Source organism: Streptomyces sp. NBC_01235, assembly GCF_035989285.1.
Classification (GTDB): domain Bacteria; phylum Actinomycetota; class Actinomycetes; order Streptomycetales; family Streptomycetaceae; genus Streptomyces.
Map to the genome: position 1 here is coordinate 3747427 of NZ_CP108513.1, position 23649 is coordinate 3771075.

Annotated in this window: 19 protein-coding genes and 2 pseudogenes; 14 read left to right on the forward strand and 7 right to left on the reverse strand. The window is 68.8% G+C overall.

The genetic code is table 11. The features are described 5' to 3' along the window. Nucleotides 1–199: 199 nt before the first annotated feature. The 3 genes from OG289_RS16440 to OG289_RS49670 all read right to left on the reverse strand — a co-directional run bounded on the left by OG289_RS16440 (nucleotide 200) and on the right by OG289_RS49670 (nucleotide 3798). On the reverse strand, nucleotides 200–1207 hold the full coding sequence (locus tag OG289_RS16440; RefSeq protein ID WP_327314766.1) for an ABC transporter substrate-binding protein: 1008 nt from the start codon (nucleotides 1205–1207) through the stop codon (nucleotides 200–202). Between the two features lie 135 nt (nucleotides 1208–1342). Continuing rightward, entirely contained in the window at nucleotides 1343–2389 is a 1047-nt protein-coding gene (locus OG289_RS16445; RefSeq protein ID WP_327314767.1) for a LacI family DNA-binding transcriptional regulator, read from the reverse strand. Between the two features lie 536 nt (nucleotides 2390–2925). Beyond that, entirely contained in the window at nucleotides 2926–3798 is an 873-nt protein-coding gene (locus tag OG289_RS49670) for an SCO2400 family protein (protein WP_442818907.1), read from the reverse strand. 256 nt (nucleotides 3799–4054) lie between these two features. On the opposite strand from OG289_RS49670, the gene OG289_RS16460 reads away from it, so the two are divergent. From OG289_RS16460 to OG289_RS16495, 8 genes and pseudogenes are all read left to right on the forward strand, one after another. Beyond that, nucleotides 4055–5215, forward strand: coding sequence for a mandelate racemase/muconate lactonizing enzyme family protein (locus OG289_RS16460; RefSeq protein ID WP_327314770.1), 1161 nt, complete (start codon nucleotides 4055–4057; stop codon nucleotides 5213–5215). Further along, on the forward strand, nucleotides 5212–6216 hold the full coding sequence (locus OG289_RS16465; RefSeq protein WP_327314771.1) for a zinc-dependent alcohol dehydrogenase: 1005 nt from the start codon (nucleotides 5212–5214) through the stop codon (nucleotides 6214–6216). Before OG289_RS16460 ends, OG289_RS16465 begins: the two co-directional genes overlap by 4 nt. Before the next feature lie 130 nt (nucleotides 6217–6346). Next, nucleotides 6347–7318 carry a hypothetical protein gene (locus OG289_RS16470; RefSeq protein WP_327314772.1) on the forward strand — a complete coding sequence of 324 codons (972 nt, stop codon included), beginning with the start codon at nucleotides 6347–6349 and terminating at the stop codon, nucleotides 7316–7318. Nucleotides 7319–7459: 141 nt separating this feature from the next. Continuing rightward, nucleotides 7460–8566 carry a multiple monosaccharide ABC transporter substrate-binding protein gene (gene chvE / locus OG289_RS16475; RefSeq protein ID WP_327314773.1) on the forward strand — a complete coding sequence of 369 codons (1107 nt, stop codon included), beginning with the start codon at nucleotides 7460–7462 and terminating at the stop codon, nucleotides 8564–8566. 32 nt (nucleotides 8567–8598) lie between these two features. Continuing rightward, a complete protein-coding gene (gene mmsA / locus OG289_RS16480; RefSeq protein WP_327314774.1) occupies nucleotides 8599–10149 on the forward strand; it encodes a multiple monosaccharide ABC transporter ATP-binding protein in 1551 nt (516 codons plus the stop codon). Then, nucleotides 10146–11390: a multiple monosaccharide ABC transporter permease gene (mmsB, locus tag OG289_RS16485; protein ID WP_327314775.1), complete on the forward strand. Its 1245-nt coding sequence runs from the start codon at nucleotides 10146–10148 to the stop codon at nucleotides 11388–11390. The genes mmsA and mmsB overlap by 4 nt, the downstream gene beginning before the upstream one ends. Before the next feature lie 50 nt (nucleotides 11391–11440). Next, nucleotides 11441–12502: pseudogene (locus OG289_RS16490) on the forward strand (aldose epimerase family protein); the annotation flags it as partial. 308 nt (nucleotides 12503–12810) lie between these two features. Further along, nucleotides 12811–14529, forward strand: coding sequence for a pyridoxal phosphate-dependent aminotransferase (locus OG289_RS16495; protein ID WP_327314777.1), 1719 nt, complete (start codon nucleotides 12811–12813; stop codon nucleotides 14527–14529). Nucleotides 14530–14703: 174 nt separating this feature from the next. On the opposite strand, the gene OG289_RS16500 is transcribed toward OG289_RS16495, so the two are convergent. After that, a complete protein-coding gene (locus tag OG289_RS16500; protein WP_327314778.1) occupies nucleotides 14704–15729 on the reverse strand; it encodes an arabinan endo-1,5-alpha-L-arabinosidase in 1026 nt (341 codons plus the stop codon). A gap of 324 nt (nucleotides 15730–16053) precedes the next feature. On the opposite strand from OG289_RS16500, the gene OG289_RS16505 reads away from it, so the two are divergent. Both OG289_RS16505 and OG289_RS16510 read left to right on the forward strand, forming a co-directional pair. Continuing rightward, nucleotides 16054–16821, forward strand: coding sequence for an intradiol ring-cleavage dioxygenase (locus OG289_RS16505; RefSeq protein ID WP_327314779.1), 768 nt, complete (start codon nucleotides 16054–16056; stop codon nucleotides 16819–16821). 360 nt (nucleotides 16822–17181) lie between these two features. After that, on the forward strand, nucleotides 17182–18297 hold the full coding sequence (locus tag OG289_RS16510; RefSeq protein WP_327314780.1) for a terpene synthase family protein: 1116 nt from the start codon (nucleotides 17182–17184) through the stop codon (nucleotides 18295–18297). 16 nt (nucleotides 18298–18313) lie between these two features. Here the strand turns inward: OG289_RS16510 and OG289_RS16515 are convergent, their stop codons facing one another. Further along, nucleotides 18314–18808, reverse strand: coding sequence for an ATP-binding protein (locus OG289_RS16515; RefSeq protein WP_327314781.1), 495 nt, complete (start codon nucleotides 18806–18808; stop codon nucleotides 18314–18316). Nucleotides 18809–18934: 126 nt separating this feature from the next. Between OG289_RS16515 and OG289_RS16520 the strand changes: the two are divergent. Then, a pseudogene (locus OG289_RS16520) lies at nucleotides 18935–19072 on the forward strand (transcriptional regulator); the annotation flags it as partial. Between the two features lie 25 nt (nucleotides 19073–19097). Beyond that, on the forward strand, nucleotides 19098–19397 hold the full coding sequence (locus OG289_RS16525) for a DUF397 domain-containing protein (RefSeq protein WP_327314782.1): 300 nt from the start codon (nucleotides 19098–19100) through the stop codon (nucleotides 19395–19397). A 10-nt stretch (nucleotides 19398–19407) separates the two neighbouring features. On the opposite strand, the gene OG289_RS16530 is transcribed toward OG289_RS16525, so the two are convergent. Beyond that, nucleotides 19408–20055, reverse strand: a complete 648-nt coding sequence (locus OG289_RS16530) for a DUF4360 domain-containing protein (protein WP_327314783.1) — start codon at nucleotides 20053–20055, stop codon at nucleotides 19408–19410. Nucleotides 20056–20210: 155 nt separating this feature from the next. After that, nucleotides 20211–21827, reverse strand: coding sequence for an ADP-ribosyltransferase domain-containing protein (locus OG289_RS16535; protein WP_327314784.1), 1617 nt, complete (start codon nucleotides 21825–21827; stop codon nucleotides 20211–20213). A gap of 114 nt (nucleotides 21828–21941) precedes the next feature. Here OG289_RS16535 and OG289_RS16540 point away from each other — a divergent pair, with 114 nt between their 5' ends. Both OG289_RS16540 and OG289_RS16545 read left to right on the forward strand, forming a co-directional pair. Next, nucleotides 21942–22619, forward strand: coding sequence for a macro domain-containing protein (locus OG289_RS16540; RefSeq protein ID WP_327314785.1), 678 nt, complete (start codon nucleotides 21942–21944; stop codon nucleotides 22617–22619). A gap of 124 nt (nucleotides 22620–22743) precedes the next feature. Beyond that, entirely contained in the window at nucleotides 22744–23592 is an 849-nt protein-coding gene (locus OG289_RS16545; protein ID WP_327314786.1) for an intradiol ring-cleavage dioxygenase, read from the forward strand. The last annotated feature ends 57 nt before the right edge of the window (nucleotides 23593–23649 follow it).

Here is a 23649-nt window from a genome sequence, read left to right on the forward strand (position 1 = left end):
GGGAATTCGTTCGTGTTCGCCCGACTGCGCCCCGCAAGGGGCTGGTTCGGGCTGGACCGCAGCTTTCGACTGGAAGCCCCTCACCCGGGGCGGAGTCACCGCAGCGCTCCTGATGAGATCGAGCCGCTGCGGGCCCACAGGGCCCGGCCGACCGAGACACCGGTCGGCCGGAGGGGCTCCCTGCCGATGGGTGCGTCGGTCAGTACTTGCGGCTCGGGAGGGCGGCCTTGGCCTGGTCCTGCATGAAGTCGCCCTCCTTGGTCTTGATCCAGCGCTCGACCGTCTCGCCGTCCTTGACCTTCTTCACGACGTCCATGAGCTGGGGGCCGAGCAGCGGGTTGCACTCGACGATGGCGTTGATCTTGCCCTCGGACATGGCCACGAAGCCGTCCTTCACGCCGTCGATCGAGACGATCAGGATGTCCGTGCCGGGCTTCTTGCCGGCCGCCTCGATGGACTGGATGGCACCGATGGCCATGTCGTCGTTGTGCGCGAAGAGCACGTTGATGTCCGGGTTGGACTGCAGGAAGGCCGCCATGACCTGCTTGCCGCCGGCGCGGGTGAAGTCACCGGTCTGGCTGACGACGACCTTCCAGTCGTCCTTGTGCTCCGCGTCCATGATCTCCTTGAAGCCCTTGGCGCGCTCGATCGCCGGGGCGGCGCCGGTGGTGCCCTCCAGCTGGGCGATCTTCACCGCACCCTTGTGGCCGGCCTTCGTCAGGACCTTCTCGAGGATCTTGGCGGCGCGGCGGCCCTCGTCGGTGAAGTCGGAGCCGACCAGCGTGACGTACAGGGACTCGTCGGAGGTCTCCACGGAGCGGTCGGTGAGGACCACCGGGATCTTCGCGGCCTTGGCCTCCTTGAGCACCGCGTCCCAGCCGGTGACGACCACCGGCGAGAAGGCGATGACGTCCACCTTCTGCGCGATGTAGTTGCGGATCGCGGAGATCTGGTTCTCCTGCTTCTGCTGGGCGTCGGAGAACTTGAGGGAGTAGCCGGCCTCCTTGGCGGCGTCCTTCACCGAGGTGGTGTTGGCGCTGCGCCAGCCGCTCTCCGAGCCGACCTGGGAGAAGCCGAGCGTGATCGCCTTGCTGCCGCCCGCGGAGGAGGAGCCGGTGGAGCTGTCGTCCTTCTTGGCGCAGGCCGCCAGGCCGCCCACGGCCGCCACGCCGACCGCCGCCGTGAGGAAGTTCCTTCTGCTGAGCATGTTCTTCTCCTTTGAAGAGCCGGTCCTGGGACGGACCTGCTGGTACTCGATGGGACCGGCCACACTGCGTCCAGCCTGTCGATCATCGTTCGATATATCGGCCACACCGCTGGTCAAGTGCGTCCGACTGGTTGGTCAGAGGGGTGCGCGCTCCGATTGGGCGGTGTACGGGAACGTACTCGCGCGCACGACGAGTTGGGGTTCGATCGCGATCCGGGAGGTGGCGGCGGGGGACCGGCCCTCGATCAGATCCAGGAGCAGCGCGATGCTCTGCTTGCCCACCGCCGAGAAGTCCTGCCGGACGGTGGTGAGCGGAGGAGCGAAGAACTCCGACTCCGGGATGTCGTCGAAGCCGACCACCGCGACGTCCTGGGGAGTTCGGACCCCCGCCTCACGCAGGGCCCGCAACACCCCCAGTGCCATCTGGTCGTTGGCGACGAAGACGGCGGTCAGCCCCCGGCCCACCCAGCCGGCCAGTTCCTGGCCCGCACGGTAGCCCGACAGCGGACTCCAGTCCCCACGCAGCAGCATGGGTGGTTCGACACCCTCCGCTTCGAGGGTCCCCCGCCATCCCGCGGCCCGGTCGGCCGCCTCCTGCCAGTCCTCGGGCCCGGCGAGATGCCAGACCGTGCGGTGGCCGGCGGCCAGCAGATGTGCGGTGGCCAGCCGCCCCCCGAGGTGCTGGTCCACACTGACGCTGGGGATGTCCACTCCCGGCCCGCTGCCCACGACCACCACGGGGAACGGACGGCGGAGTTCGGCCAGAGCGTCCACCGCCGACCGCTGCGGAGCGATGGCGACCACTCCTTCCACCCCGCCTTCGCTGAGGTGGTCCAGGGCCTCGGACAGCTCGTCCATGGTCAGTTTGCGCAGACTGACCGTCGAGACGAGATAGCCCTCGGCGCGTGCCGCCTCCTCGAGCGCGAACAGCGTACTGGCCGGCCCGTAGAGGGTGGTGTCGGAAGCGACCACACCCAGCGTCCGGGTGCGCCGGGTCACCAGGGCCCGTGCGGAGGAGTTGCGGCGATAGCCCATCTCCTCGATCGCACGCAGCACCCGGGCCCGCGTCTCGTCCCGCACATTGGGGTGATCCCCCAGCACGCGGGACACGGTCTGGTGGGACACGCCTGCCAGGCGCGCCACGTCGGCCATGGTGGGCGGCCGAAGCTGTGTGTGTGTCACGGCCGCACCTCCTTGGCGCTCGTCTGCCGATAAGTCCTGTGATGTGGGTGGTTGATCCCGCGCCGCCGACTTCACACCGGGCTGCCGGTGAGTCCGACGGCACTGGGAGGCAAGGCGAGTTGGGGCACTAGTGGCACAACGCTCGTAACTCCCGTGTTTCGCGCCGGACGTTGACTGGTGAATGCGGAGGTCATTGTGAGCGCTAACAATTCATGGCGGTCAAGAGGCCTGCACAGGAAGGTCGTCACGGTTCCATAACGCGTCTGGCGGCTCTGCACATCTGCCCTGCTCAAGGGCTTGGGGGCCGACCGAGGCACCCGCACCGAGCGGCGACTCGAGGACGGCCCGCGCGGGGGGAACACGCCGGACCCGAATCCGCGCCGGGCGAAGTGTGAGGTGGCGGGACGTCGGCCACACCGCCTTGGACGGGCCGTCCAGCCCGGCCGGCGCCGCTCAACGGCTCACATGACGCGCACTGGCTCACATGACGCGCACTCGGCGGGTGCGGACGCGGAGCGGCCCGTACGGCCGGAGCCCTACGAACACCACCACAGGAAGCGCGTGCACGTTTCCGACGGCGACGGTGACGGTTCCGGGGACGCGGTCGGGTCGGCGCTCGAAGTGGAGTCCGAGCCCGACGGGGTCGTCGATCCGGAGGTCGACCCGGAGGAGCCGGGGAGGGTGGCCGACTGGGCTTCCTTGTCCGGGGTCTGCGTGGCCTTGTCGTCCTTCGAGGACTCCGACGCCGACGGGGAGGCGGAGGGGCTCGGGGAGGAGGAGGCCTTGCCCTCGCCGGGGTCGGTCCTGTCGTCCAGCGGCTGCGCGGACGTGCTCGGCTCCGATGCCGACCCGTCGACCTCGGACGATTCTCCCCCGGCCGCCTCGGGGTTGCGGGGGGAGGAGAACCCCGGTGCGTCCACGCCGAGTTCGGCCAGGCTCAGGCCGCCCGCCGCCAGGACGAAGCCGACGGTGACCAGCACCACGCGTCTGCGGCGCCGGCGGTGGACCGAGGCCTTGCGGTCGCGACGACTCGTCTCCGGTGCGGCGGCCGCGCCCTCGGAGCCCCTCCGGCCACCCCGGCCCTGCTCGCGGCGGCGCGCGGCTCGCCCCCAGGGCTCGCCGCTCTCGTCTCCGTGATCGTCGCGATCGCCTCGATCGTCGTGATCGCCTCGACCGTCGTGATCGCCTCGACCGCCTCGATCGTCGTGATCGTCCGAGTCGCCGGACGCCTCGTGCACCGACGCGTCCTGCGCGTACGGCTCCGGCTCATACGGCTCCGGCTCAGGCTCGTACGTGTCCGGCTCGTACGTGGCGGGCGGATACGCGCGTAGCTGATCGGCAGGTGCGCCGCACCCCGGGCAGGCGAGTGCGCCGTTGAGGTGCCTTCGGCACGGGTGGCAGTAGTCCATGACGCGGGAAGACTAAGTTCCAGGAAGGTCGCGCACCCGGGCCCGCCTGTGAAAGTTGTGTGGGAAACCGGCCATACCGGCGCGGCGACTGGCGTGACCTGTCACACACCACCACCTCCCAATTTCCGAAAGGGGCCTCGAAAGTGTCGAAACCGATATGTGTTCGACCCATTGACACTCCCCTCGCGTGGTCCTTACTGTCTGCCCAGCATTTCGAACAAGTGACGAAATCTCGAACAGCCGAAGGGTAACTTCCGTGCGCATCACCGGAATCAGCACTCACGTGGTCGGGACGCCCTGGCGCAACCTGACTTACGTCCTGGTGCACACCGACGAGGGCATCACGGGTGTCGGAGAGACCCGCATGCTGGGCCACACCGACGCGCTGATCGGCTACCTGAAGGAGGCCGAGGCCAACCACATTCTCGGCTCCGACCCGTTCGCTGTCGAGGACCTCGTGCGCCGCATGAAGTACGGCGACTACGGGCGCGCGGGCGAGATCGTGATGTCCGGTATCGCCGTCGTCGAGATGGCCTGCTGGGACATCAAGGGCAAGGCCCTCGGCGTGCCGGTCTGGCAGCTGCTCGGCGGCAAGGTCACCGACAAGGTCAAGGCCTACGCCAACGGCTGGTACACCACCGAGCGGACGCCCGAGGCGTACCACAAGGCGGCGCAGGAAGTGATGGCCCGCGGGTACAAGGCGCTCAAGATCGACCCCTTCGGCACCGGCCACTTCGAGCTCGACCACCAGCAGACCCTGTACGCCGTCTCCCTCATCGAGGCCGTGCGTGACGCCATCGGGCCGGACTCCGAGCTGATGCTGGAGATGCACGGCCGCTTCTCCCCCGCCACCGCCGTCCGCCTCGCCAACGAGCTCGCGCCCTTCAAGCCCGCCTGGCTGGAGGAGCCCTGCCCGCCGGAGAACCTGAAGGCGCTGGAGAAGGTCGCCGCCAAGGTCGACATCCCCGTCGCCACCGGTGAGCGCATCCACGACCGCATCGAGTTCCGCGAGCTCTTCGAGAGCCAGGCCGTCGACATCATCCAGCCGGACGTCGGCCACATCGGTGGAATCTGGGAGACGAGGAAGCTCGCGGCGACCGCCGAGACGCACTACACGCTCGTCGCCCCGCACAACGTCGGTGGCCCGGTCCTGACCGCCGCCTCCCTCCAGGTCGGGTTCACCTCCCCGAACTTCAAGATCCTCGAGCACTTCAACGACTTCGCGGACGCGGAGATCAAGAAGGTCGTCAAGGGCGCGCCCGAGGTGATCGACGGCTACTTCCACCTCTCCGACGCGCCCGGTCTCGGTGTCGAGCTGGACGTGGACGCCGCCGCCGAGTTCCCGCAGCAGCAGGCCCGCTTCGACCTGTGGGCCGAGGGCTGGGAGCAGCGCAAGCCGAAGGGCAGCGCGAAGTGAGCACCGCCGTCGTCGTCGAGGCGCCGGGCGAGCACCGGCTCGTCCCGCACGAGCCCCGGCAGCCGGAGCCCGGCGAGGCGCTGGTGCGTGTCCACGCCACCGGCATCTGCGGCAGCGACCGCGAGGTGTACCAGGGCAACCGGCCCGAGGGGTACGTCCGCTATCCGCTGACCCCCGGCCACGAGTGGTCCGGGACGGTCGAGGCGGTCGGCGCCGGGGTCCCCGCGTCCCTCCTGGGCCGCAAGGTGGTGGGTGAGGGCTTCCGCAACTGCCAGGTCTGCGACCGCTGCCACGCGGGCGAGACGACGCTGTGCACGGACGGGTACGAGGAGACGGGCTTCACCCAGCCCGGGGCGATGGCCGCCACCCTCACCCTGCCGGCCCGCCTGCTCCACGTACTCCCCGAGGACGCCGACCTCACCGCCGCCGCCCTCCTGGAGCCCGCCGCCTGTATCGCGGCCGCCGCGATCAAGGCTCGCGCGCTGCCCGGCGAGAAGGTGGCCGTGGTCGGCACCGGCACCCTGGGCATGTTCGCCGTCCAGTTCCTGAAGGCGGGCTCGCCTGCCGAGCTGCTGGTCGTGGGCACCCGAAACGACCGGGAGACGCTTTCCCGGCAGTTCGGGGCCACCGACTTCCGCACCCGGGACGAGGAGCTCCCCGACGACTTCGACGTCGTCATCGAGACCGCGGGTTCGGCCTCCGCCGCGCGCACGGCCGCCTCGCTGCTCCGGCGCGGCGGACGCCTGGTCCTCACCGGGATCCCGGCGCCGGGCGCGGACGGGCTCGACCCGACGGACCTGGTGGTACGGCAGCTGGAGGTGCACACCGTCTTCGGAGCGCCGCCGGACGCCTGGTCGCACACCGTGCGGGTGTTCGGGGCCGGACTGCTGGACCCGCTGCCGCTGGTCACCCACGAGCTGCCGCTCGCCGCGTTCTCCGAGGCCATCGAGCTGGTGGGATCCGGCGATCCGAAGGTGGGCAAGGTGCTGCTCCGCCCTTAGGAAACCCCTAGCCGTACGCCGGTACGGGGGCAACCTGACGGCCCCCGTACCGGCGTACACCCAAAACCCGCACCCCCGCACGCCTTGAGCCGCGAACCTCGTCCGAAATATCGAACACGAAGGACAGCTTGTGACGACCGACGCCTCCGACACGGCAGCCCGGCGACCCGGTGAGCAGGCGCTCACCGCGCTCGGCCTGGGCGCGCCCGCGCTCGACCCCGCCGACACCTCCACCCACACCTTCCCGGGCGGCGGCCGCTGGCGCACCGAGGTCCCTTCGTGCGAGGGCCCCGAAGCGCTGGCCGTCATCCTCAAGGAAGCCTCGCGGCTCGACGTGCCGATCCACCGGATCAGCCAGGGCAGCGGCGTGTGGATGCTCTCCGACGCCGAGATCACCGAGATGGTCGAGGCCACCGGCGAACGCGACATCGAGCTCTGCCTGTTCACCGGGCCGCGTGGCACCTGGGACATCGGCGGCTCCACCCGGACCGACTCGCGCGGCGGGGGCCTCAGGGCCCGCGGGCACGACGCCGTCGCCGGATGTGTCGAGGACGCCGTCCGGGCCACGGAGCTGGGCGTCAAGTGCCTCCTCGTCGCCGACGAGGGCGTGCTGTGGACGCTGCACCGGGCCCGCCAGGCCGGCCTCATCCCGGCCGACACCACGCTGAAGGTGTCGGCGCTCATCGGCCCCGTCAACCCGGCCTCGTACGCGGTGTACGAGCGGCTCGGCGCCGACTCGCTCAACGTGCCCAGCGACCTGACGCTGGATCACCTCACCGAGATCCGCCGGGTGTCCGGCGCCCCCATGGACATGTACATCGAGGCCCCCGACGATCTCGGCGGCTACATCCGGATGTACGAGGTCGCCGAGCTGATCCGGCGCGGCGCACCGCTCTACCTGAAGTTCGGCCTGTCCAAGGCCCCGGCGATCTACCCGTATGGTCATCACATGCGCGACCTGACGCTCTCCACCGCCCGGGAACGGGTGCGCCGCGGACGGCTCGCCCTCGACCTGCTCGCGCGCCATGGAGCGGACGGCGACATGGCGCCCCTCGGCTCGCGCCTGCCGGGTGAACTGAACCGGTTCGAGATCCCGTCATAACGTTCCGGAAACCTCGCTTCACAGAAGCCGACACAGGCGCGCAGAATCCCACACATCGCTTCTCGGTCTTCCCGGCTCCGCTCCGGGGGCGTCCTTCGCACTGCGAGACCGATCCCTGCACACACATCAAGGATGATGATCATGCGTAACCGCAGAGCTGCCCTCGCCGCCATAGCCGGAGCCGCCTCCCTCGCCCTGACCCTGTCCGCCTGTGGTCAGTCCGGTGAGGGCGGCAGCGAGGAGAAGGCCGGCGACTCCAAGGGCGGGACCATCGGCATCTCGATGCCGACCAAGTCCTCCGAGCGCTGGATCACCGACGGCGCCAACGTCGAGAAGGACCTCAAGGCCAAGGGCTACAAGACCAAGCTGGTCTTCGGCGAGGACGACCCCGACCAGCAGGTCTCGCAGATCGAGAACCTGATCACCCAGGGTGTCAAGGCGCTGATCGTCGCCGCCATCGACAACAAGTCCCTGAACAACGTCCTCCAGCAGGCCGCCGACGCCAAGATCCCGGTCATCTCCTACGACCGCCTGATCCTCGGCACGAAGAACGTCGACTACTACGCGTCCTTCGACAACGAGAAGGTCGGCAAGCTCCAGGGCCAGTACATCGTCGACAAGCTGGGCCTGGCGAGCGGCAAGGGCCCGTTCAACATCGAGCTGTTCGCCGGCTCCAACGACGACAACAACACCAAGTACTTCTTCAACGGTGCGATGAGCGTGCTCCAGCCGTACATCGACAGCAAGAAGCTGGTGGTCAAGTCCGGCCAGACCAAGATGACCCAGGTCACCACCCTGCGCTGGGACGGCGCCACCGCCCAGAAGCGCATGGAGGACATGCTCACCTCGTCGTACACCAGCGGCAAGGTCGACGCGGTGCTCTCGCCCTACGACGGCATCTCGATCGGCATCATCGCCGCGCTGAAGTCGGACGGCTACGGCACGGCCGCCAAGCCGCTGCCGGTCATCACCGGTCAGGACGCCGAGCTCGCCTCGGTGAAGTCGATCATCGCGGGCCAGCAGTCGATGACCGTCTACAAGGACCTCCGCAAGCTCGCCCAGGTCGCCACGGACATGGTCGACGCCTCCCTCAACGGCAAGAAGCCGGAGATCAACGACACCAAGTCGTACGACAACGGCACCAAGGTCGTCCCCGCCTACCTGCTCCAGCCCGTGGGCGTCGACAAGACCAACTACGAGAAGGAGCTCGTCCAGGGCGGTTACTACACCGCGGACCAGCTCAAGTAAGCGTCGAACCTTACGGATTGGAAGGCACGACCATGGCGGGACCCGTCCTGGAAATGCGCTCGATCGTCAAGACCTTTCCCGGCGTCAAAGCGCTGTCGGACGTCACACTGACCGTCCGTCAGGGCGAGGTCCATGCCATCTGCGGTGAGAACGGCGCCGGAAAGTCCACCTTGATGAAGGTGCTCTCCGGCGTCCATCCGCACGGCACCTACGAGGGGGAGATCCTCTTCGAGGGGGAAGTCTGCTCCTTCAAGGACATCCGGGCGAGCGAGCAGCACGGCATTGTGATCATCCACCAGGAGCTGGCGCTGTCGCCGTACCTCTCCCTGGCGGAGAACATCTTCCTCGGCAACGAACACGCCAAGGGCGGGTTCATCGACTGGCGCGAGACCCTGCGGCACGCCACCGAGCTGCTGCGCCGGGTCGGTCTCAGCGACCACCCGGAGACCCGCGTCGCCGACATCGGCGTGGGCAAGCAGCAGCTCGTGGAGATCGCCAAGGCGCTCTCGAAGAAGGTGAAGCTGCTCATCCTGGATGAGCCGACCGCTGCGCTGAACGACGAGGACAGCGGCAAACTCCTGGATCTCATCCTGGAGTTGAAGAAGCAGGGCATCACCTCGATCATCATCTCCCACAAGCTCAACGAGATCCGCAAGGTCGCCGACTCGGTGACGATCCTGCGCGACGGACGCTCCATCGAGACGCTCGACGTCAAGGCGGCGGAGACGACCGAGGACCGGATCATCAGCGGCATGGTCGGCCGCGACCTCGACCACCGCTTCCCCGAGCGCACCGTGATCGACACGGACAAGGAAGCGGCCCCGGCGCTGGAGATCCGCGACTGGACCGTGCACCACCCGATCGACCAGCAGCGCAAGGTCGTCGACGACGTGTCGATCAACGTGCGCCGCGGGGAGATCGTCGGCATCGCCGGCCTCATGGGCGCGGGCCGCACCGAGCTCGCGATGAGCGTCTTCGGCCGTGCCTACGGCCGGCACGCGGCCGGCACGGTCCTCAAGGACGGCAAGGAGATCCGTACCAAGACGGTCGCCGAGGCCATCGACCACGGGATCGCCTATGTCACCGAGGACCGCAAGCACTACGGCCTCAACCTCATCGACACGATCAACCGCAACATCTCGCTGACCGCCCTGAGCAAGGTCGCCAAGCGGGGCGTGGTCGACGAGCACGAGGAGCGGCAGGTCTCCGAGGGCTTCCGCAAGTCGATGAACATCAAGGCGCCCACGGTCTTCGAGCCGGTGGGCAAGCTGTCCGGCGGCAACCAGCAGAAGGTCGTCCTCAGCAAGTGGATCTTCGCGGGTCCGGACGTGCTGATCCTGGACGAGCCGACGCGGGGTATCGACGTCGGCGCCAAGTTCGAGATCTACACGGTCATCGACCAGCTGGCCGCCCAGGGCAAGGCGGTCGTCTTCATCTCCTCCGAGCTGCCCGAACTGCTCGGAATGTGTGACCGCATCTACACGATGGCCGCCGGACGGCTCACGGGCGAGTTCCCGCGGGCCGAGGCCACGCAGGAAGTGCTGATGCGCCAGATGACGAAGGACAAAGAGGTAACGCGATGAGCACCGACGTGACCAAGACTCCGGCGGCGGCACCGCCCGAGAAGAGCGGAGGCTCAGCCTCCGGCGCCGGGCTGCTGCAACTGGTGGTGGACGGCCTGCGCAGCAACATGCGCCAGTACGGCATGCTGATCGCGCTCGGCCTGCTCGTGATCCTGTTCCAGGTGTGGACCGGCGGCGACCTGCTGCTGCCGCGCAACGTCTCCAACCTGGTCCTGCAGAACAGCTACATCCTGATCCTCGCGATCGGCATGATGCTGGTGATCATCGCGGGCCACATCGACCTGTCGGTCGGTTCGCTGACGGCGTTCACGGGCGCCTTCGCGGCCGTCCTCACGGTGCAACACGATGTGGCGTGGCCCGTCGCGCTGGTGCTGTGCCTGATCGTGGGCGCGGCCGCCGGCTCGTTGCAGGGCTTCCTGATCGCCTACCTCGGCATACCGTCCTTCATCGTCACCCTCGCGGGCATGCTGCTCTTCCGCGGCATGACGGAGATCTTCCTGAAGGGCCAGACCCTCGGCCCGTTCCCGGACGGCCTTCAGAAGATGGGCAACGGCTTCCTGCCGGAGGTCGGCCCGGACACCAACTACCACAACCTCACGCTGCTGCTGGGCTTCGTGCTGCTGGCCTTCGTGGTCCTGCAGGAGGTCCGCGACCGCAAGCGCCAGCAGGAGTTCTCCCTCGACGTCGTGCCGAGGAACCTCTTCCTGCTCAAGCTCGTCGCCATCGCCGCCGCGATCCTCACCGTCGTCATGCTGCTCGCCAGCTACAAGGGCGCCCCGATCATCCTGATCATCCTCGGCCTGCTGGTGGTCGGCTACGGCTACGTCATGCGCAACGCCGTCTTCGGCCGGCACATCTACGCGATCGGCGGCAACCTCCCGGCGGCGAAGCTGTCGGGCGTCAAGGACAAGAAGGTCACCTTCCTCGTCTTCCTGAACATGGGCGTGCTCGCGGCCCTGGCCGGTCTGGTGGTCGCCGCCCGTCTGAACGCGGCCTCGCCGAAGGCGGGCCTCAGCTTCGAACTCGAGGCGATCGCCTCGTCGTTCATCGGCGGCGCGTCCATGAGCGGTGGTGTCGGCACCGTCCTCGGCGCGATCATCGGTGGTCTCGTCCTCGGCGTGCTGAACAACGGCATGAACCTCCTGAGCGTCGGCACCGACTGGCAGCAGGTCATCAAGGGCCTGGCCCTGCTGGCCGCGGTCGGGTTCGACGTGTGGAACAAGCGCAAGTCCGGTTCGTAGTTTCGTAGATCCGTGTCGGGCCCCGCCGGAAGGCGGGGCCCTTCGCATGAGGGAGGCGGAAACCCGTGAAGACGCTCTTCGGCAAGCTCGCCGACGGCACGGAGATCCACAGCTGGACGCTGGAGAACGGCGGGACACGTCTGAAGGTCCTCTCCTACGGCGGGATCGTGCGGTCCCTGGAGGTCCCGGACCGCGACGGCCGGTACGCGAACATCTCGCTCGGCTTCGATTCCGTCGAGGACTACGTCGAGAGTTCTCCGTACTTCGGCGCGCTGATCGGCCGTTACGGCAACCGGATCGGCGCGGGCCGGTTCACGCTGGACGGCGAGGCCCACCAGGTCGACGTCAACGACGGCGTCAACAGCCTGCACGGCGGTGCCACGGGCCTCGACAAGCACGTATGGGACGTCGAGCCGTTCACCAAGGGCTCCGACGTCGGCCTGTATCTGCACCACACCAGCGTCGACGGCGAGATGGGCTACCCGGGCACGCTCGAGGTGAAGGTGACGTACACCCTCACCGAGCGCGGCGAGTGGCGGATCGACTACGAGGCCACCACGGACAAGGCCACTGTCGTCAACCTCACCAGCCACGTCTACTGGAACCTGGCCGGCGAGAGCAGCGGGACGATCGAGGACCACGAGCTCACGATCGCCGCCTCCCGCTACACGCCCACCGACTCCGGCCTGATCCCCACGGGCGAACTCGCGCCGGTCTCCGGCACCCCCTTCGACTTCCGCGAGACCAAGACGATCGGCCGGGACATCCGGGCCGCCCACGTCCAGCAGGTCCATGCGAAGGGCTACGACCACAACTGGGTCCTGGACAAGGGCGTCACCACCGAGCCGGTGCACGTGGCCACGCTGCGCGACCCGCGCTCCGGCCGCACCCTCAGGATCGCCACCGACCAGCCGGGGCTGCAGTTCTACTCGGGCAACTTCCTCGACGGCACCCTCGTCGGCACCGGCGGCCGCACCTACCGTCAGGGCGACGCCGTCTGCCTGGAGACCCAGCACTTCCCGGACTCGCCGAACCAGCCGTCGTTCCCCTCGACGGTGCTGCGGCCGGGCCGGACGTACCGGACGACGACGATCCACACGTTCGACGCGTAAGCGCTCCGCCGGGAGAGCCGTGTCGGGGGGAGGACCCGGGGCAGGAACCGCCGGCCGTCGGCGGCGGGCCGCGCAGTTCCCCGCGCCCCTTGGGGCGCGGAATCGGCCCGCGACGCGGAAGGCGGGCCGGCGGTTCCCGAACTCACACCGTCTTCACAGGTGGACCACAAGTTCCCACCGATTCCTCGGCGTTTGAACAGCGCCACCCCCGTCTCCGTATGTAGGGGCGGCCCGCGCTCCCCCGCGCGGGCCACCCAATGACGACGGGCCCGGTCGTCCCCGCCGGGTCCGCCCCATACGGAGGTTCCATGGCCGACAACGTCTCCTCGTTGTTCCGCAACACCGCGGCACACAGCCCGTCGATGGCGGCGCTGACGCGCGAGGGCGGCGAGGGGGTCGGCCCGGTGGACTTCTGCATCCCCTGCAACCCGTACTTCCCCACCCCCGCCATGATGGACACCATGGCCGCGCGGCTGCGGGACATCATCACGTTCTACCCGAGCGGCGCCGACACGATCACGGCCGAACTGTGCAATCTGCTCCAGCTCCCGCCGCAGGCCGTGGCGATGGGCAACGGTTCGACCGAGCTGATCACCTGGATCGACCACCTGCTCGTCCGTGAGTCCCTCGCCGTCCCCGTCCCCACCTTCGGCCGCTGGACCGACCAGCCCATGGAGACCGGCAAGCGGGTCGACATGTTCCCGCTCCAGGAGTCCAGCGGCTTCGCCCTGGACCTCGCGCAGTACGCCGAGTTCATCCGGACCCGCGGCACCAAGGTCGCCGTCATCTGCAACCCGAACAACCCCGACGGCGGCTTCCTGCACAAGCACGCGCTCGTGCAGTTCATGGACGCGATGGCCGACCTGGACCTGATCATCATCGACGAGTCGTTCCTGGAGTTCGCGGACGCCGAGCAGGAACCGAGCGTCGTGCAGGAGGCGATGATCCGGCCGAACGTCATCGTGCTGCGCAGCCTCGGCAAGAACTTCGGTCTGCACGGCATCCGTTTCGGCTACATGGTCGCCAACCCGTCGCTCGCCGGCCGGGTCCGCTCCATGCTGCCGAAGTGGAACCTCAACGCCTTCGCCGAGTACGTGGTGTTCATGCTGAAGGAGCACGGCCCCGAGTACGCGCAGAGCCTGATGCAGGTGCGCCGCGACCGCCTCGACATGGCCAGCCAGCTCAGCGCGCTGCCGGGCCTGACGGTCTATCCCTCCCAGGGGAACTTCCTCTTCGTACGCCTTCCCGTCGGCGCCGAGGGCACCGTGGTCCGCGACCGGCTGCTCTCCGAGCACCGCATCCTGGTCCGCGAGTGCGGCAACAAGATCGGTTCGTCGAGCCGCTTCCTGAGGCTCGTGGTGCGCCCCCAGGTGGACGTGCGTCGCCTGGTGTCCGGCCTGGAACAGGTGCTCTACGGGACCAGGAGGGGAGCCGCCGTGCCCGAGCTGAGCGCCGGCGCCGGCTACAGCTCGGGCACGGCGGCGGTGGACCGGCTGGTCACCAACGGAGCGGGCATGCCCGGCCTTGCCGCTCAGGCCATGGGCATGCAGGCGCCGGGGCTGGTCGCGGCCGCGGCCGCCCCGGCGATGCCCGCACCGGCGGTGGCGCAGGCGCAGCCCACACCCTCCGACGGGGCGGGGATGCCGATGCCGGCGGCCGCACAGGTCTTCCCCCAGTCTGTGCCCGCCCCGGCGCCGGCTCCCGCTCCCGTCCCGGCCCAGGCTCCGCCGATGGCACCGGCGGCGGCGATGGCCCCTGCTGCCATGGCTCCCGCGATGGCTCCCGCGGCCATGGCCCCTGCGATGGCTCCCGCCGCCATGGCCCCGGCGATGGCCCCGGCCGCGATGGCCCCGGCGATGACTCCGGCCGCCCCGCCGATGGGCCCGACTCCCACCGGTGTCCCGGCCCGCGGCGGCCTCACCGCCGCCCAGGTCCGCGGCACCAACGGCCTCTCCCCCGCGGCGGCCACGGGCTGGCCCAACGCCCAGAGCTGGCCGAACGCGGCGGGAATGGGACAGGCGGGGTAGGGCCCGCCTTCGCGCTGTAAAGAGGTGCTGTGCGCGGGCGACTGCGGGACCGTTGTGGCTGGTCGCGCAGTTCTGGCGCCCTGGGTGAGCTGTCCTACACCGGGTTCATGAACGTGGCCGCGCTCGCCGAGGGCTGCCCGATCGCCAGGGCGAGCAGCAGTGCGGTCAGCATGGTCAGTAGGCGACGGGCCATCCGCTGCTCCAGTTCAAAAGGTTGATGCCCAGCTTGGGCGTGCCGTTGTCGTTGCCGTCGTAGTAGTGGTAGACGATCAGGTCGCCGTCGGTGTCGTGCAGGATCGACTGGCCGCCGGGGCCGATGACGCGTCCGTGCGTCTCCAGCACGGCCGTCCCTCCGTTGTTGGTCATCGCGACGCCGCTCTTGTCGTAGTACGGCCCGGTGACGCTGGTGGCGCGGCCGACCTTGACCTTGTACGTCGAGCTGGTGCCGGCGCAGCAGGTGTCGTACGAGGCGAAGAGGTAGTAGTAGCCGTTCCGCTTCACGACGTAGGGCGCCTCGACGGCCTTCGTTCCGGTGGGCCGGGAGGCGATCGAGCGCCGGGCGGTGTCGGAGGAGAGCTGCTTGCCGGTCGACGGGTCGATGCGGATCATCTTGATCCCCGTCCACCAGCTCCCGAACGACAGCCACCACTTGCCGTCGTCGTCCACGAAGAGGTTCGGGTCGATGGCGTTGTAGTCGCTGGAGGTGGTGGAGGTGTAGACGGTGCCGTAGTCGGTCCAGGAGCCGGGCAGGCCGGTGCTCGAACCGGCCAGGCCGATCGCCGACTTGTTGGAGCCGAAGGTGGAGACGGCGTAGTACATCAGGTACTTGCCGCCCTGGTAGGAGATGTCGGGCGCCCAGGCCTCGGTGGTGCCGTACGACGACCACCAGCCCGGCTTCGTGGAGAAGGCGTCGCCGCCCGCGCTGAACGCGGTGCGGTCGGTGGAGGTGCGGTAGGCGAGGCCGCCGCCGGTGGCGTAGAGGAGGTAGCGGCCGGCGGAGGTACGGATCATCGTCGGGTCGTGCACGACCGTGGACCCGGTGACCGTGCCGGGGTTGGGGTAGGCGGAGGCGGCGGTGGGGGTCAGGGCGAGCAGGATCGCGGCCGGAACGGCCAGCAGGGCGGCCCTGCGAGAGGTACGGGATGCGCGGGGCGTGCGGGGCGTGCGTGAGGTGCGGGGCGTGCGTGAGGTGCGGCTCATGCGGACGCTCCTTCAGTGGGGGGCTCACCGTTCGTCATGTCGAACGGCAGTCGCGTCGTCGGACGGGACCGTAGAATCGAACCCCTTGCGCGTCAACGGTCCGCGCACTCACTCGAAAGTCTTCGAGAACAGCGGGGCCCGGGCGACTCGGCTACGAGTCGGCCGCGGGCGGCACGACCCGCCCCTTCTTCCGCGTACTACAGGAACGTCCGGTCACCACTTGGGCAGCCGGACATCCCCTTGTCCTGCATGGGACCTTGACGTGTCGACACTTTGCCGAACTGACAGCCTCCCGACAGAAACCCTTTCTACGGTGCCGTGTTCATGACAGACACCTCAGATGCACGCACCCCTGTCGGACGTCGAACCGTCCTCGTCGCCACGGGCGCGACCGCAGCGGCCCTGGCCGTAGGCGCCGCTGCCGCTCCCGAGGCCCCCGCAACCGAGACGGCCGACATCGCCCCCGTCGCCGCCGCGGCCGTCTGCACCCTCACGAAGGAGATGACCGAAGGCCCCTACTACCTCGACGGACAGTACGTCCGCACCGACATCACCGAAGGCAAGGCGGGCATCCCGCTGAAACTGACCCTCACCGTCGTCGACGACGACACCTGCGTCCCGCTCAGCAACGCCCTCGTCGAGGTCTGGCACGCCGACGCCCTCGGCGAGTACTCCGGCTTCGTCGGCGGCAACGGCCACAGCGAACCGGACGACGGCACCTTCCTGCGCGGCGGCGTCCTCACCAACTCCAGCGGGGTCGCGTCGATCACCTCGATCTACCCCGGCTGGTACCGGGGCCGCTGCATCCACATCCACATCAAGGTGCACACCGGCGTCACGGTCACCTCCGACGGCCACTTCACCGGCGGCCAGGAGATCCACACCGGTCAGCTCTTCTTCAACGAGACGATCACGACCGCCGTCGCCAAGATCTCCCCGTACTCGACCAACACGGTCACCCGCACCACCCTCGCCCAGGACTCCATCTACGACGACGGAGGCGCCGCGTCCGGCCTCCTCACCCTGACGGCGCTGGGCAGTTCGACGTCTTCCGGCTACGCCGCAAGCCTGACCCTCGGCGTCGAGAGCTGACGTACACCACGCACACCGCGTAGCTCCTCCCCTGCCTGACTGGGCGTCACCGTGGCTGCGGTGGCGCCCAGTCGGCGTGCCACCCGTCCAGTTTCGGTCAGAAAGTCCTGGCGACGTTTCACACGTGGCCGGCGTCGACCCACCCCGCGAGACGGCCTTGCCGGCGGCCCGTCACCAGGCTTGCCGCATTGCCGAAACGCGCCCTCAATCCAGACCGACCGTCCCGCCCGATCCGGCACGAAATCCCATGTGACAGCAACGGCCGGTACTGCTGTGAGGGAAGATGGCTGGGGAGTCGCTGCCGTTGTGGCCAGAACCAGCCATTCCCCGAAGGGGCCCGCACACCGCACGATAAGGCGCATGAATAGCGACACATCCACGCGGGAACTGTCAGTGCCGAGTGTGTTATGTCCGTTTCCGGTCACGTACGACGTGTCGGCGGCCCGCAAGGCGGACGACGACATCGTTGCCTGGGCGCTCAGCCTCGATCTCTTCCCGGGGCAGCGGTCCGAGTTGGACGGCTACCGCTTCGGCACGTTCGCGGCGCTGACGCACCCCGACGCGGTCGACCACGATCACCTGATGCTCGCGGCCCGCAACATGACCGCCCTCTTCGCCGCGGACGATCACTACTGTGACGAGGGCATCGAAGGCGTCCGCCTCGCCATGAGCGCCTCACGGCTCGCGGGTGCGCTGACCGCCCTGGAGAACGGCCCCCGGCTGCCCGACTGCCCCTCGGTCGAGGCCTTCGTCGGCACCGACCCGGTGACGCGTGCGCTGCGCGAGACCGCGGAACACGTCACACGCCTGGGCGGACCGGCGCAAGTGGGTCGGCTGCGCCACGAGACGATCGCCACGTTCCTCGCGATGGCGGCCGAAAACGCCTGGCGTATCGCCGGGCACGTTCCCGAGCCCGCCGAGTACCTGGCGCATCGCAAGTACAACGGGGGCATGGCCTGTCTCGTACTCATCGATGTCGTCGGCGGCTACGAACTGTCCGTCCGTGACTGGGAAACGCCGGGCGTCCGAGATCTGTCGCTCACAGCCTCACTCGTGATCATGCTGGTCAACGACCTGTATTCGGTCGCCAAGGAGAGCGCCGACATCGGCAGCCACAGCCTGCCCACCGTGCTGTCCGCACGCCACGGATGGTCCCTCGAACGGAGCATGTGCGCCACCGCCGAGGTCCACGACGACCTCATGCGCGCGTATCTGCGGCTGGAACCCGAGGTCAGGCGCGAGGCCTCGCCCGAACTCGCCCGCTACCTCACCGGACTGCGGCACTGGATGCGGGGAAACCTCGAATGGCACACCCTCACCGGACGCCACAACAATCGCGCGGGACGCCCCACCCCCAAGACCGGGCCGCTGGGTCCCACCCACGACCGCATCAAGGCCGACGCGCGCTCCTCGGCCGCCGCCGGCGTCTGCCCCCGCTGCGGCGACCGCCACGACCCGGCCACCGCGGTCGCGTGAACCGACCCGGAGGAGGTCAGGGAGCGGAGCCAACCGGCGCCTTCTTGGCGAGGGTGAGCCAGTTGGGCACGTCGACCTCGACGCACACGGTCTTGCCCGGCGGCGGCTCCCGGTCCACCACCTCCCAGCGGGCGGCGAGCGCGTCGACGAGGAGCAGGCCGCGGTCGGTCTCGTCGAGGGGGTTCGGTGCGGGTACGGCACCGGGCCCGGGCGGACGCGGCCCACTGCGCGTGTCGGTCACCTCGACCCGCACACTTCCGGGCGGAAAGGAGAGCCGCAGCTCGAAGTCCCGTCCGGGCACCCGCCCGTGAGTGACGGCGTTGGCGGCCAGCTCGGCGACGATCACCGCGACCGCGTCGGAGACGTCCGTGCCGTGCGGGATGCCCCAGGCGTGGAGCTGGTGCAGCGCGAGACGCCTTGCCAGGCGGGCGCCACGGGGCGTTGCGCTGAGGCGCTGGGTGAACACACGCACGGTGAGCAGGGGTTGGGGGGCGGGGTGTGGTGCTGTCATGGGGCCAATGTGGCGGGCGCGGAGACCGAATCTCCAGGTGGCGTCCGCGTACACCGCGTGAGCGTACGCGGTTACGGACTGGACAGTACCGGTGACCGAACGTGACGATGGGCGCGGGAGGTGACCATGGTGGTCGACGGTGAGCCCGAGTCGTCGGACAGTATGCGAACGTTCGGGGCGGTGGTCCAGGCGTTGCGCGTACATCACGGGCTGAGCAGGGAGGAGTTCGGCAGCAGGGTGGGCTTCTCCAAACACACGGTGGCCTGTTGCGGCAGATGCGAGGAGACCTATGAACGCGCCCGAACTGGCCTGGTTCAAAAGCAGTTACAGCAGCGGCGGCGACGGCGTAGAGGTCGCCCTGGACTGGCACAAGTCCAGCCACAGCAGCAGCGCTTCCGGCGACTGCATCGAGGTCGCGCTGGCCTGGCACAAGTCGAGCTACAGCAGCGCGTCCGGGGACGACTGCGTCGAGGTCGCCACCTGCCCCAGCCAGATCCACGTCCGTGACTCCAAGGACAAGACCAGCGGAGCTCACCTCACCCTCTCCCCCGCCGCGTGGGCCGACTTCGTGGCCCACGCGGCGGAGTGAGGCGGCCGGACTACTTGCCCGGGCACTCCTTCCAGGCCATGTGGTAGATGGTGCTGAGGTCGCCGTCGGTCGAGTCCATCGTCATGAAGCTGACCTTGCTCGGCGACGACGTGCCCGCGTTGACGCGGAGCTCGGTGTTGATGTTGAAGTTGCGCTGAACTCCGCAGGGCGCCCAGACCAGTTGGGCCCAGTCGGTGGTGTCGGTCGCCTGCCAGCTGTCGTTGTAGGTGCCGTTGAAGTTGTGGTTCTTGAACACCGTCTGCGACGAGCCCTGGAAGTAGTACGAGGCCCGCTGCACGGCGTTCGCGCCGGACTGGAGTGAGGCGTAGCCGCGGTAGTCCGCCTTGGCGATGGCGTACGTGAAGCCCGACGGCACGTGCACGATCAGGTTGAGCTGGCAGTTCTTGCGGAACGCCGTGGGGTTGGAGCTCCCGCCGACCTGGGCGAGGTAGTCGCTGTAGGTCACGGTGAAGGCGGTGTTGTCCTCGGAGACGGCGACGGCCGCGGTACCGGCCGGACAGCCGGAGCCGTTCACCGTGGCGACGTCGATGACGATCTTGTCCGGGGGCGGGTCGACGAACGAGGACGGGTTGTGTGCGGGTATCGCCGCGGTGACGAGCGCGGCGACCGCACCGCCCAGGAGCAGCCCACTTGCCATGGTCATTCTCCTTGGTTCAAGGGAACTCCTGTGGAGTTCCTGTGAAGAACTGGGGGGGCGATCGCATCGTAGAGAGGCCACCGGGGCGCGCCCAGGTCGAACTCCGGCCATTCACCCAGTCCCGTTCACACACCTCCCAGTCCCTGTCGGCCCCGTCAGGACACGAGCGGCTGCTCCTCCGACTCGGCCAGCTTCACGGTGCACAGGCCGCCGCGCTCGGTCTTCACGTCCACCACCTCGAGCTGCGTGCCCGGCAGCAGGATGAACTCCTCCTCGTCGGTGAACGCGGAGAAACTGCGGATGCCCACGGCTCGACGGGGTTGCACCTCGAAGAGGGTCCGCTTGCCGCGGCTGCCGAGGAACGCCCGTGCCACGCTGAACTTGGACGTGCACGACGACACGCCCCACCAGGTCACGGTCCGTCCGAGCGGGTACTGCGCACGCATGTCCAGCGACACGCCACGCCACAACGACTCGGTGCGGGCGGGAAGTTGCGACACCGCCGAGAACAGCAGCCGCAGATACGGCAGGTAGGGGACGACCTTCGTCCGGTCCGGGGCACGCAGAATGGCGTTGATCTCCCGGTAGAACGCGGACTCGCAGGTGTAGAGATAGAGGGCGGCGATCGCGTCGGCGGACAGGTCGCCGGCCACTTCGTCCACCCGCCGCTTGCCGAACTCGTGCGACCGCTGGACGTGCCGGTCGAGGCCGGACAGCAGTGCGGCGACCGGGGAGACGGCGTCACGGAAGTCCATGACCGGGGTGTCGAACACCCCGGTGATCGCGGGGAGGACGAGCCCCTCGTCCTTGACGCTGGAAAGCCGCTCCAGGTACAGCTGGTGCAGTTCCATGGTGGACGCGATGAACGCGCCCATGCGTTCGGCGGTGCCGCCGTCCGTCCCGTCGGCCTGCGCCGCGAACTTGTCCCAGCCCTTGCTCGGCAGCCAGTCGATCTCGTCGACGCCCAGGGCCGCGAGGGCCGCGTTCACCGTTCCGAAATGGTCGCCCTCGCAGAAGACGTCGCCCTGCGCCGCGGGGTTGGGGTGGTCGATGTGCCGGACCTCGACGTCGGGGTACTTCGCCTGAAGCCGCAGGACGACCTTCTTCAGGTTGCGCGCGTGCGCTCCCCACCACGCGAAGACGACGGCACGGTCCTCGGGGTCGGCGTTCTGCTTCGCCTTGAGGATCTCCTCGACGATGCGCTCGGCGACCGGACGCCAGAACGCGGTGTGCGGGTCGGCTCCCCTGGGCCCGTCGCTGCTGGCGGTGAGGGCCGCGTTCAGCAGCAGCACACCCTGGGTGAGCATCGCCTGGAACCACTCCGGCGGCTGGACGGTGTCCTGCTTCTTCAACAGCGCGCGCACGTCGGCGATCGGCGTCTTCTTGGGGATGCCGTACTTCCACATCGCCGCCGCCTTGATGATGCAGCGGATGCTGACGACCCGGCCGAACTGACTGTCCGTCCAGTCGTGGAAGGTGTTGTCGAACATGGCGATGCCGGTGGCGCTCTCCGGCCGCGGGTAGGGGTTCTGGCCGAAGACGACGACCTTCCACTTGTGCGGCGGGTTGGGCTTGAGCGCCTGGAAGGTCAGTTCGCGCACGGGAACGACCTCCGGGCTGCGGCCCGGGCCGATGAACGCGGCCGCGTCCGGCTGTGCCTCGATGACCGGCTTCAGCAACGGAAGCCACGGTTCGCCGCCGCCCTTGAAGAGCTCGGCGAGGGCCAGCGGATCGGACGGGTCGTGCTGGTCAGGGGTGTTGACATCGCTCATGGCCGGGAGGCTAGCAGCGGGGTACGACAACCCGATCTCTCTCAACCGCGTTGTCAGTGGGGCACTGTAGCGTCGTGATCGGTGGAAGGACCGTTTCTCACGTGGGAGTGCACTATGACCGTCAACCGCGAACAGGCTCCGCTCAAGGTCGTGTTGACCGACATCAACACGAAGGTGGTCGAGGCCTGGCAGGCGGCGTTCGCCGACACCCCCGAGATCGAGATCCGCAAGGGCTCGATCCTCGACGAGGACGTCGACGCCTGGGTGAGCCCGACCAACTCGCGGGGCCTGATGAACGGCGGGGTCGACGCGGCCATCAAGCGCCACCTCGGAGCGGGCATCCAACTGCGCGTGCAGCGGGCGATCCGCGACCGGTTCGAGGGAAGGCTCCCGGTGGGCAGCGCGGTGTGCGTCCCGTCCGGGGCGGTCAACCCGAAGTACCTGATCTCGACGCCGACGATGGAGACGTCCTCGCAGAACGTGAGCGAGACCCTGAACGTGGCCCTGGCCTGCGCCGCCGCGTTCCAGGCGATCCACCAGCGCAACGAGGAGGCTGCGGGCAGCATCGGGTCGGTGGCACTGGTCGGCATGGGCGCCCACACCGGCCGGGTACCGGCACGGGTGTGCGCCAACCTGATGTGGACGGGCTACACGCTCTTCAACGACCACCGCTTCGATGACTACGACGACCTGCGCGCCACGATCGTCGCGCAACTCGACGACATAGAGAGCGCGCCCGCCGAGACGCGGGTGCGCATCACACCGCCCAAGCGCTCCGCCTCCCGCCGCTGACCGGACTCCACGCGGCGCGATGCCCGAACTCGCGGTGAAACACCGGTAGTTGACCGTTGCATCCCCAGGTCCCGCACAGCCCCGCATTAAGGATTTCCTCAGATACGCCCCTAGCTTCATCGGCATGACGGGAAACACCGAGCACCACAACGAGACCCTCGACTCCGACGACAACCAGCCCGGCAAACACCGGCTCGACAAGTCCATGAAGCGGCGCCGCGTCCTGATCGGCGGCACCGCGGTCGCCGCCGCCGGCGGCCTCGCCGTCGCCGGGTTCGCCTCGGCCGACACCATCAGCGGGGAGACGGCGGCGTCCGCCGAGGCCGAGGCCTCGACGAGCGCGTCCGCGACCAGCGGCGTCTGCACCCTCAACGCCGAGGTCACCGAGGGCCCCTACTCCCTCGACGGCGCCCTCGTCCGCGAGGACATCCGGGAGGACAAGGAGGGCTTCGAGGTCCAGTACACCTTCACGGTCGTCGACCAGGCCAACGACTGTGCGCCGCTCGCCGACGCACTGGTCGAGATCTGGCACTGCGATGCCCTGGGCGAGTACTCCGGCTTCGTCGGCGGCAACGGACACCAGGAGGAGGACAACGGCACCTTCCTGCGCGGCGGTCGGATGACCGACGCGAACGGCCAGTGCAGCATCACCTCGATCTGGCCCGGCCACTACGTCTCCCGCGCCGTCCACGTCCACATGCGGGTGCACACGGAAGTGACGCTCACCGACGACTCGTACACCGGCGGCGACATCATCCACACCGGTCAGCTCTTCTTCGACCCCGACATCAACGAGGAGATCCAGGCCACCTCGCCGTACTCCACGAACACCACCAAGGAGACGGCCCTGGCCGACGACAGCATCTACGACGACGGAGGCGCCGCCTCCGGCCTCCTCACCCTGACCGCCCTCGGCTCCAGCGTGTCCGACGGCTACAAGGCGACGCTGACCGTGGGCGTCGACTCCGCCTGATCACGCCGGTGCCGGGCCGCTGCTCCTCGGCGGAAGAGCGGCGACCCGGCACCACGT

Bases quoted from the DNA above. Each gene is read 5' to 3' on its own strand.
- OG289_RS16440 (WP_327314766.1), bottom strand. From the start codon at position 1,207: ATGCTCAGCAGAAGGAACTTCCTCACGGCGGCGGTCGGCGTGGCGGCC.
- OG289_RS49670 (WP_442818907.1), bottom strand. From the start codon at position 3,798: ATGGACTACTGCCACCCGTGCCGAAGGCACCTCAACGGCGCACTCGCC.
- chvE (WP_327314773.1), top strand. From the start codon at position 7,460: ATGCGTAACCGCAGAGCTGCCCTCGCCGCCATAGCCGGAGCCGCCTCC.
- mmsA (WP_327314774.1), top strand. From the start codon at position 8,599: ATGGCGGGACCCGTCCTGGAAATGCGCTCGATCGTCAAGACCTTTCCC.
- mmsB (WP_327314775.1), top strand. From the start codon at position 10,146: ATGAGCACCGACGTGACCAAGACTCCGGCGGCGGCACCGCCCGAGAAG.
- OG289_RS16495 (WP_327314777.1), top strand. From the start codon at position 12,811: ATGGCCGACAACGTCTCCTCGTTGTTCCGCAACACCGCGGCACACAGC.
- OG289_RS16500 (WP_327314778.1), bottom strand. From the start codon at position 15,729: ATGAGCCGCACCTCACGCACGCCCCGCACCTCACGCACGCCCCGCACG.
- OG289_RS16505 (WP_327314779.1), top strand. From the start codon at position 16,054: ATGACAGACACCTCAGATGCACGCACCCCTGTCGGACGTCGAACCGTC.
- OG289_RS16510 (WP_327314780.1), top strand. From the start codon at position 17,182: ATGAATAGCGACACATCCACGCGGGAACTGTCAGTGCCGAGTGTGTTA.
- OG289_RS16515 (WP_327314781.1), bottom strand. From the start codon at position 18,808: ATGACAGCACCACACCCCGCCCCCCAACCCCTGCTCACCGTGCGTGTG.
- OG289_RS16525 (WP_327314782.1), top strand. From the start codon at position 19,098: ATGAACGCGCCCGAACTGGCCTGGTTCAAAAGCAGTTACAGCAGCGGC.
- OG289_RS16530 (WP_327314783.1), bottom strand. From the start codon at position 20,055: ATGGCAAGTGGGCTGCTCCTGGGCGGTGCGGTCGCCGCGCTCGTCACC.
- OG289_RS16535 (WP_327314784.1), bottom strand. From the start codon at position 21,827: ATGAGCGATGTCAACACCCCTGACCAGCACGACCCGTCCGATCCGCTG.
- OG289_RS16540 (WP_327314785.1), top strand. From the start codon at position 21,942: ATGACCGTCAACCGCGAACAGGCTCCGCTCAAGGTCGTGTTGACCGAC.
- OG289_RS16545 (WP_327314786.1), top strand. From the start codon at position 22,744: ATGACGGGAAACACCGAGCACCACAACGAGACCCTCGACTCCGACGAC.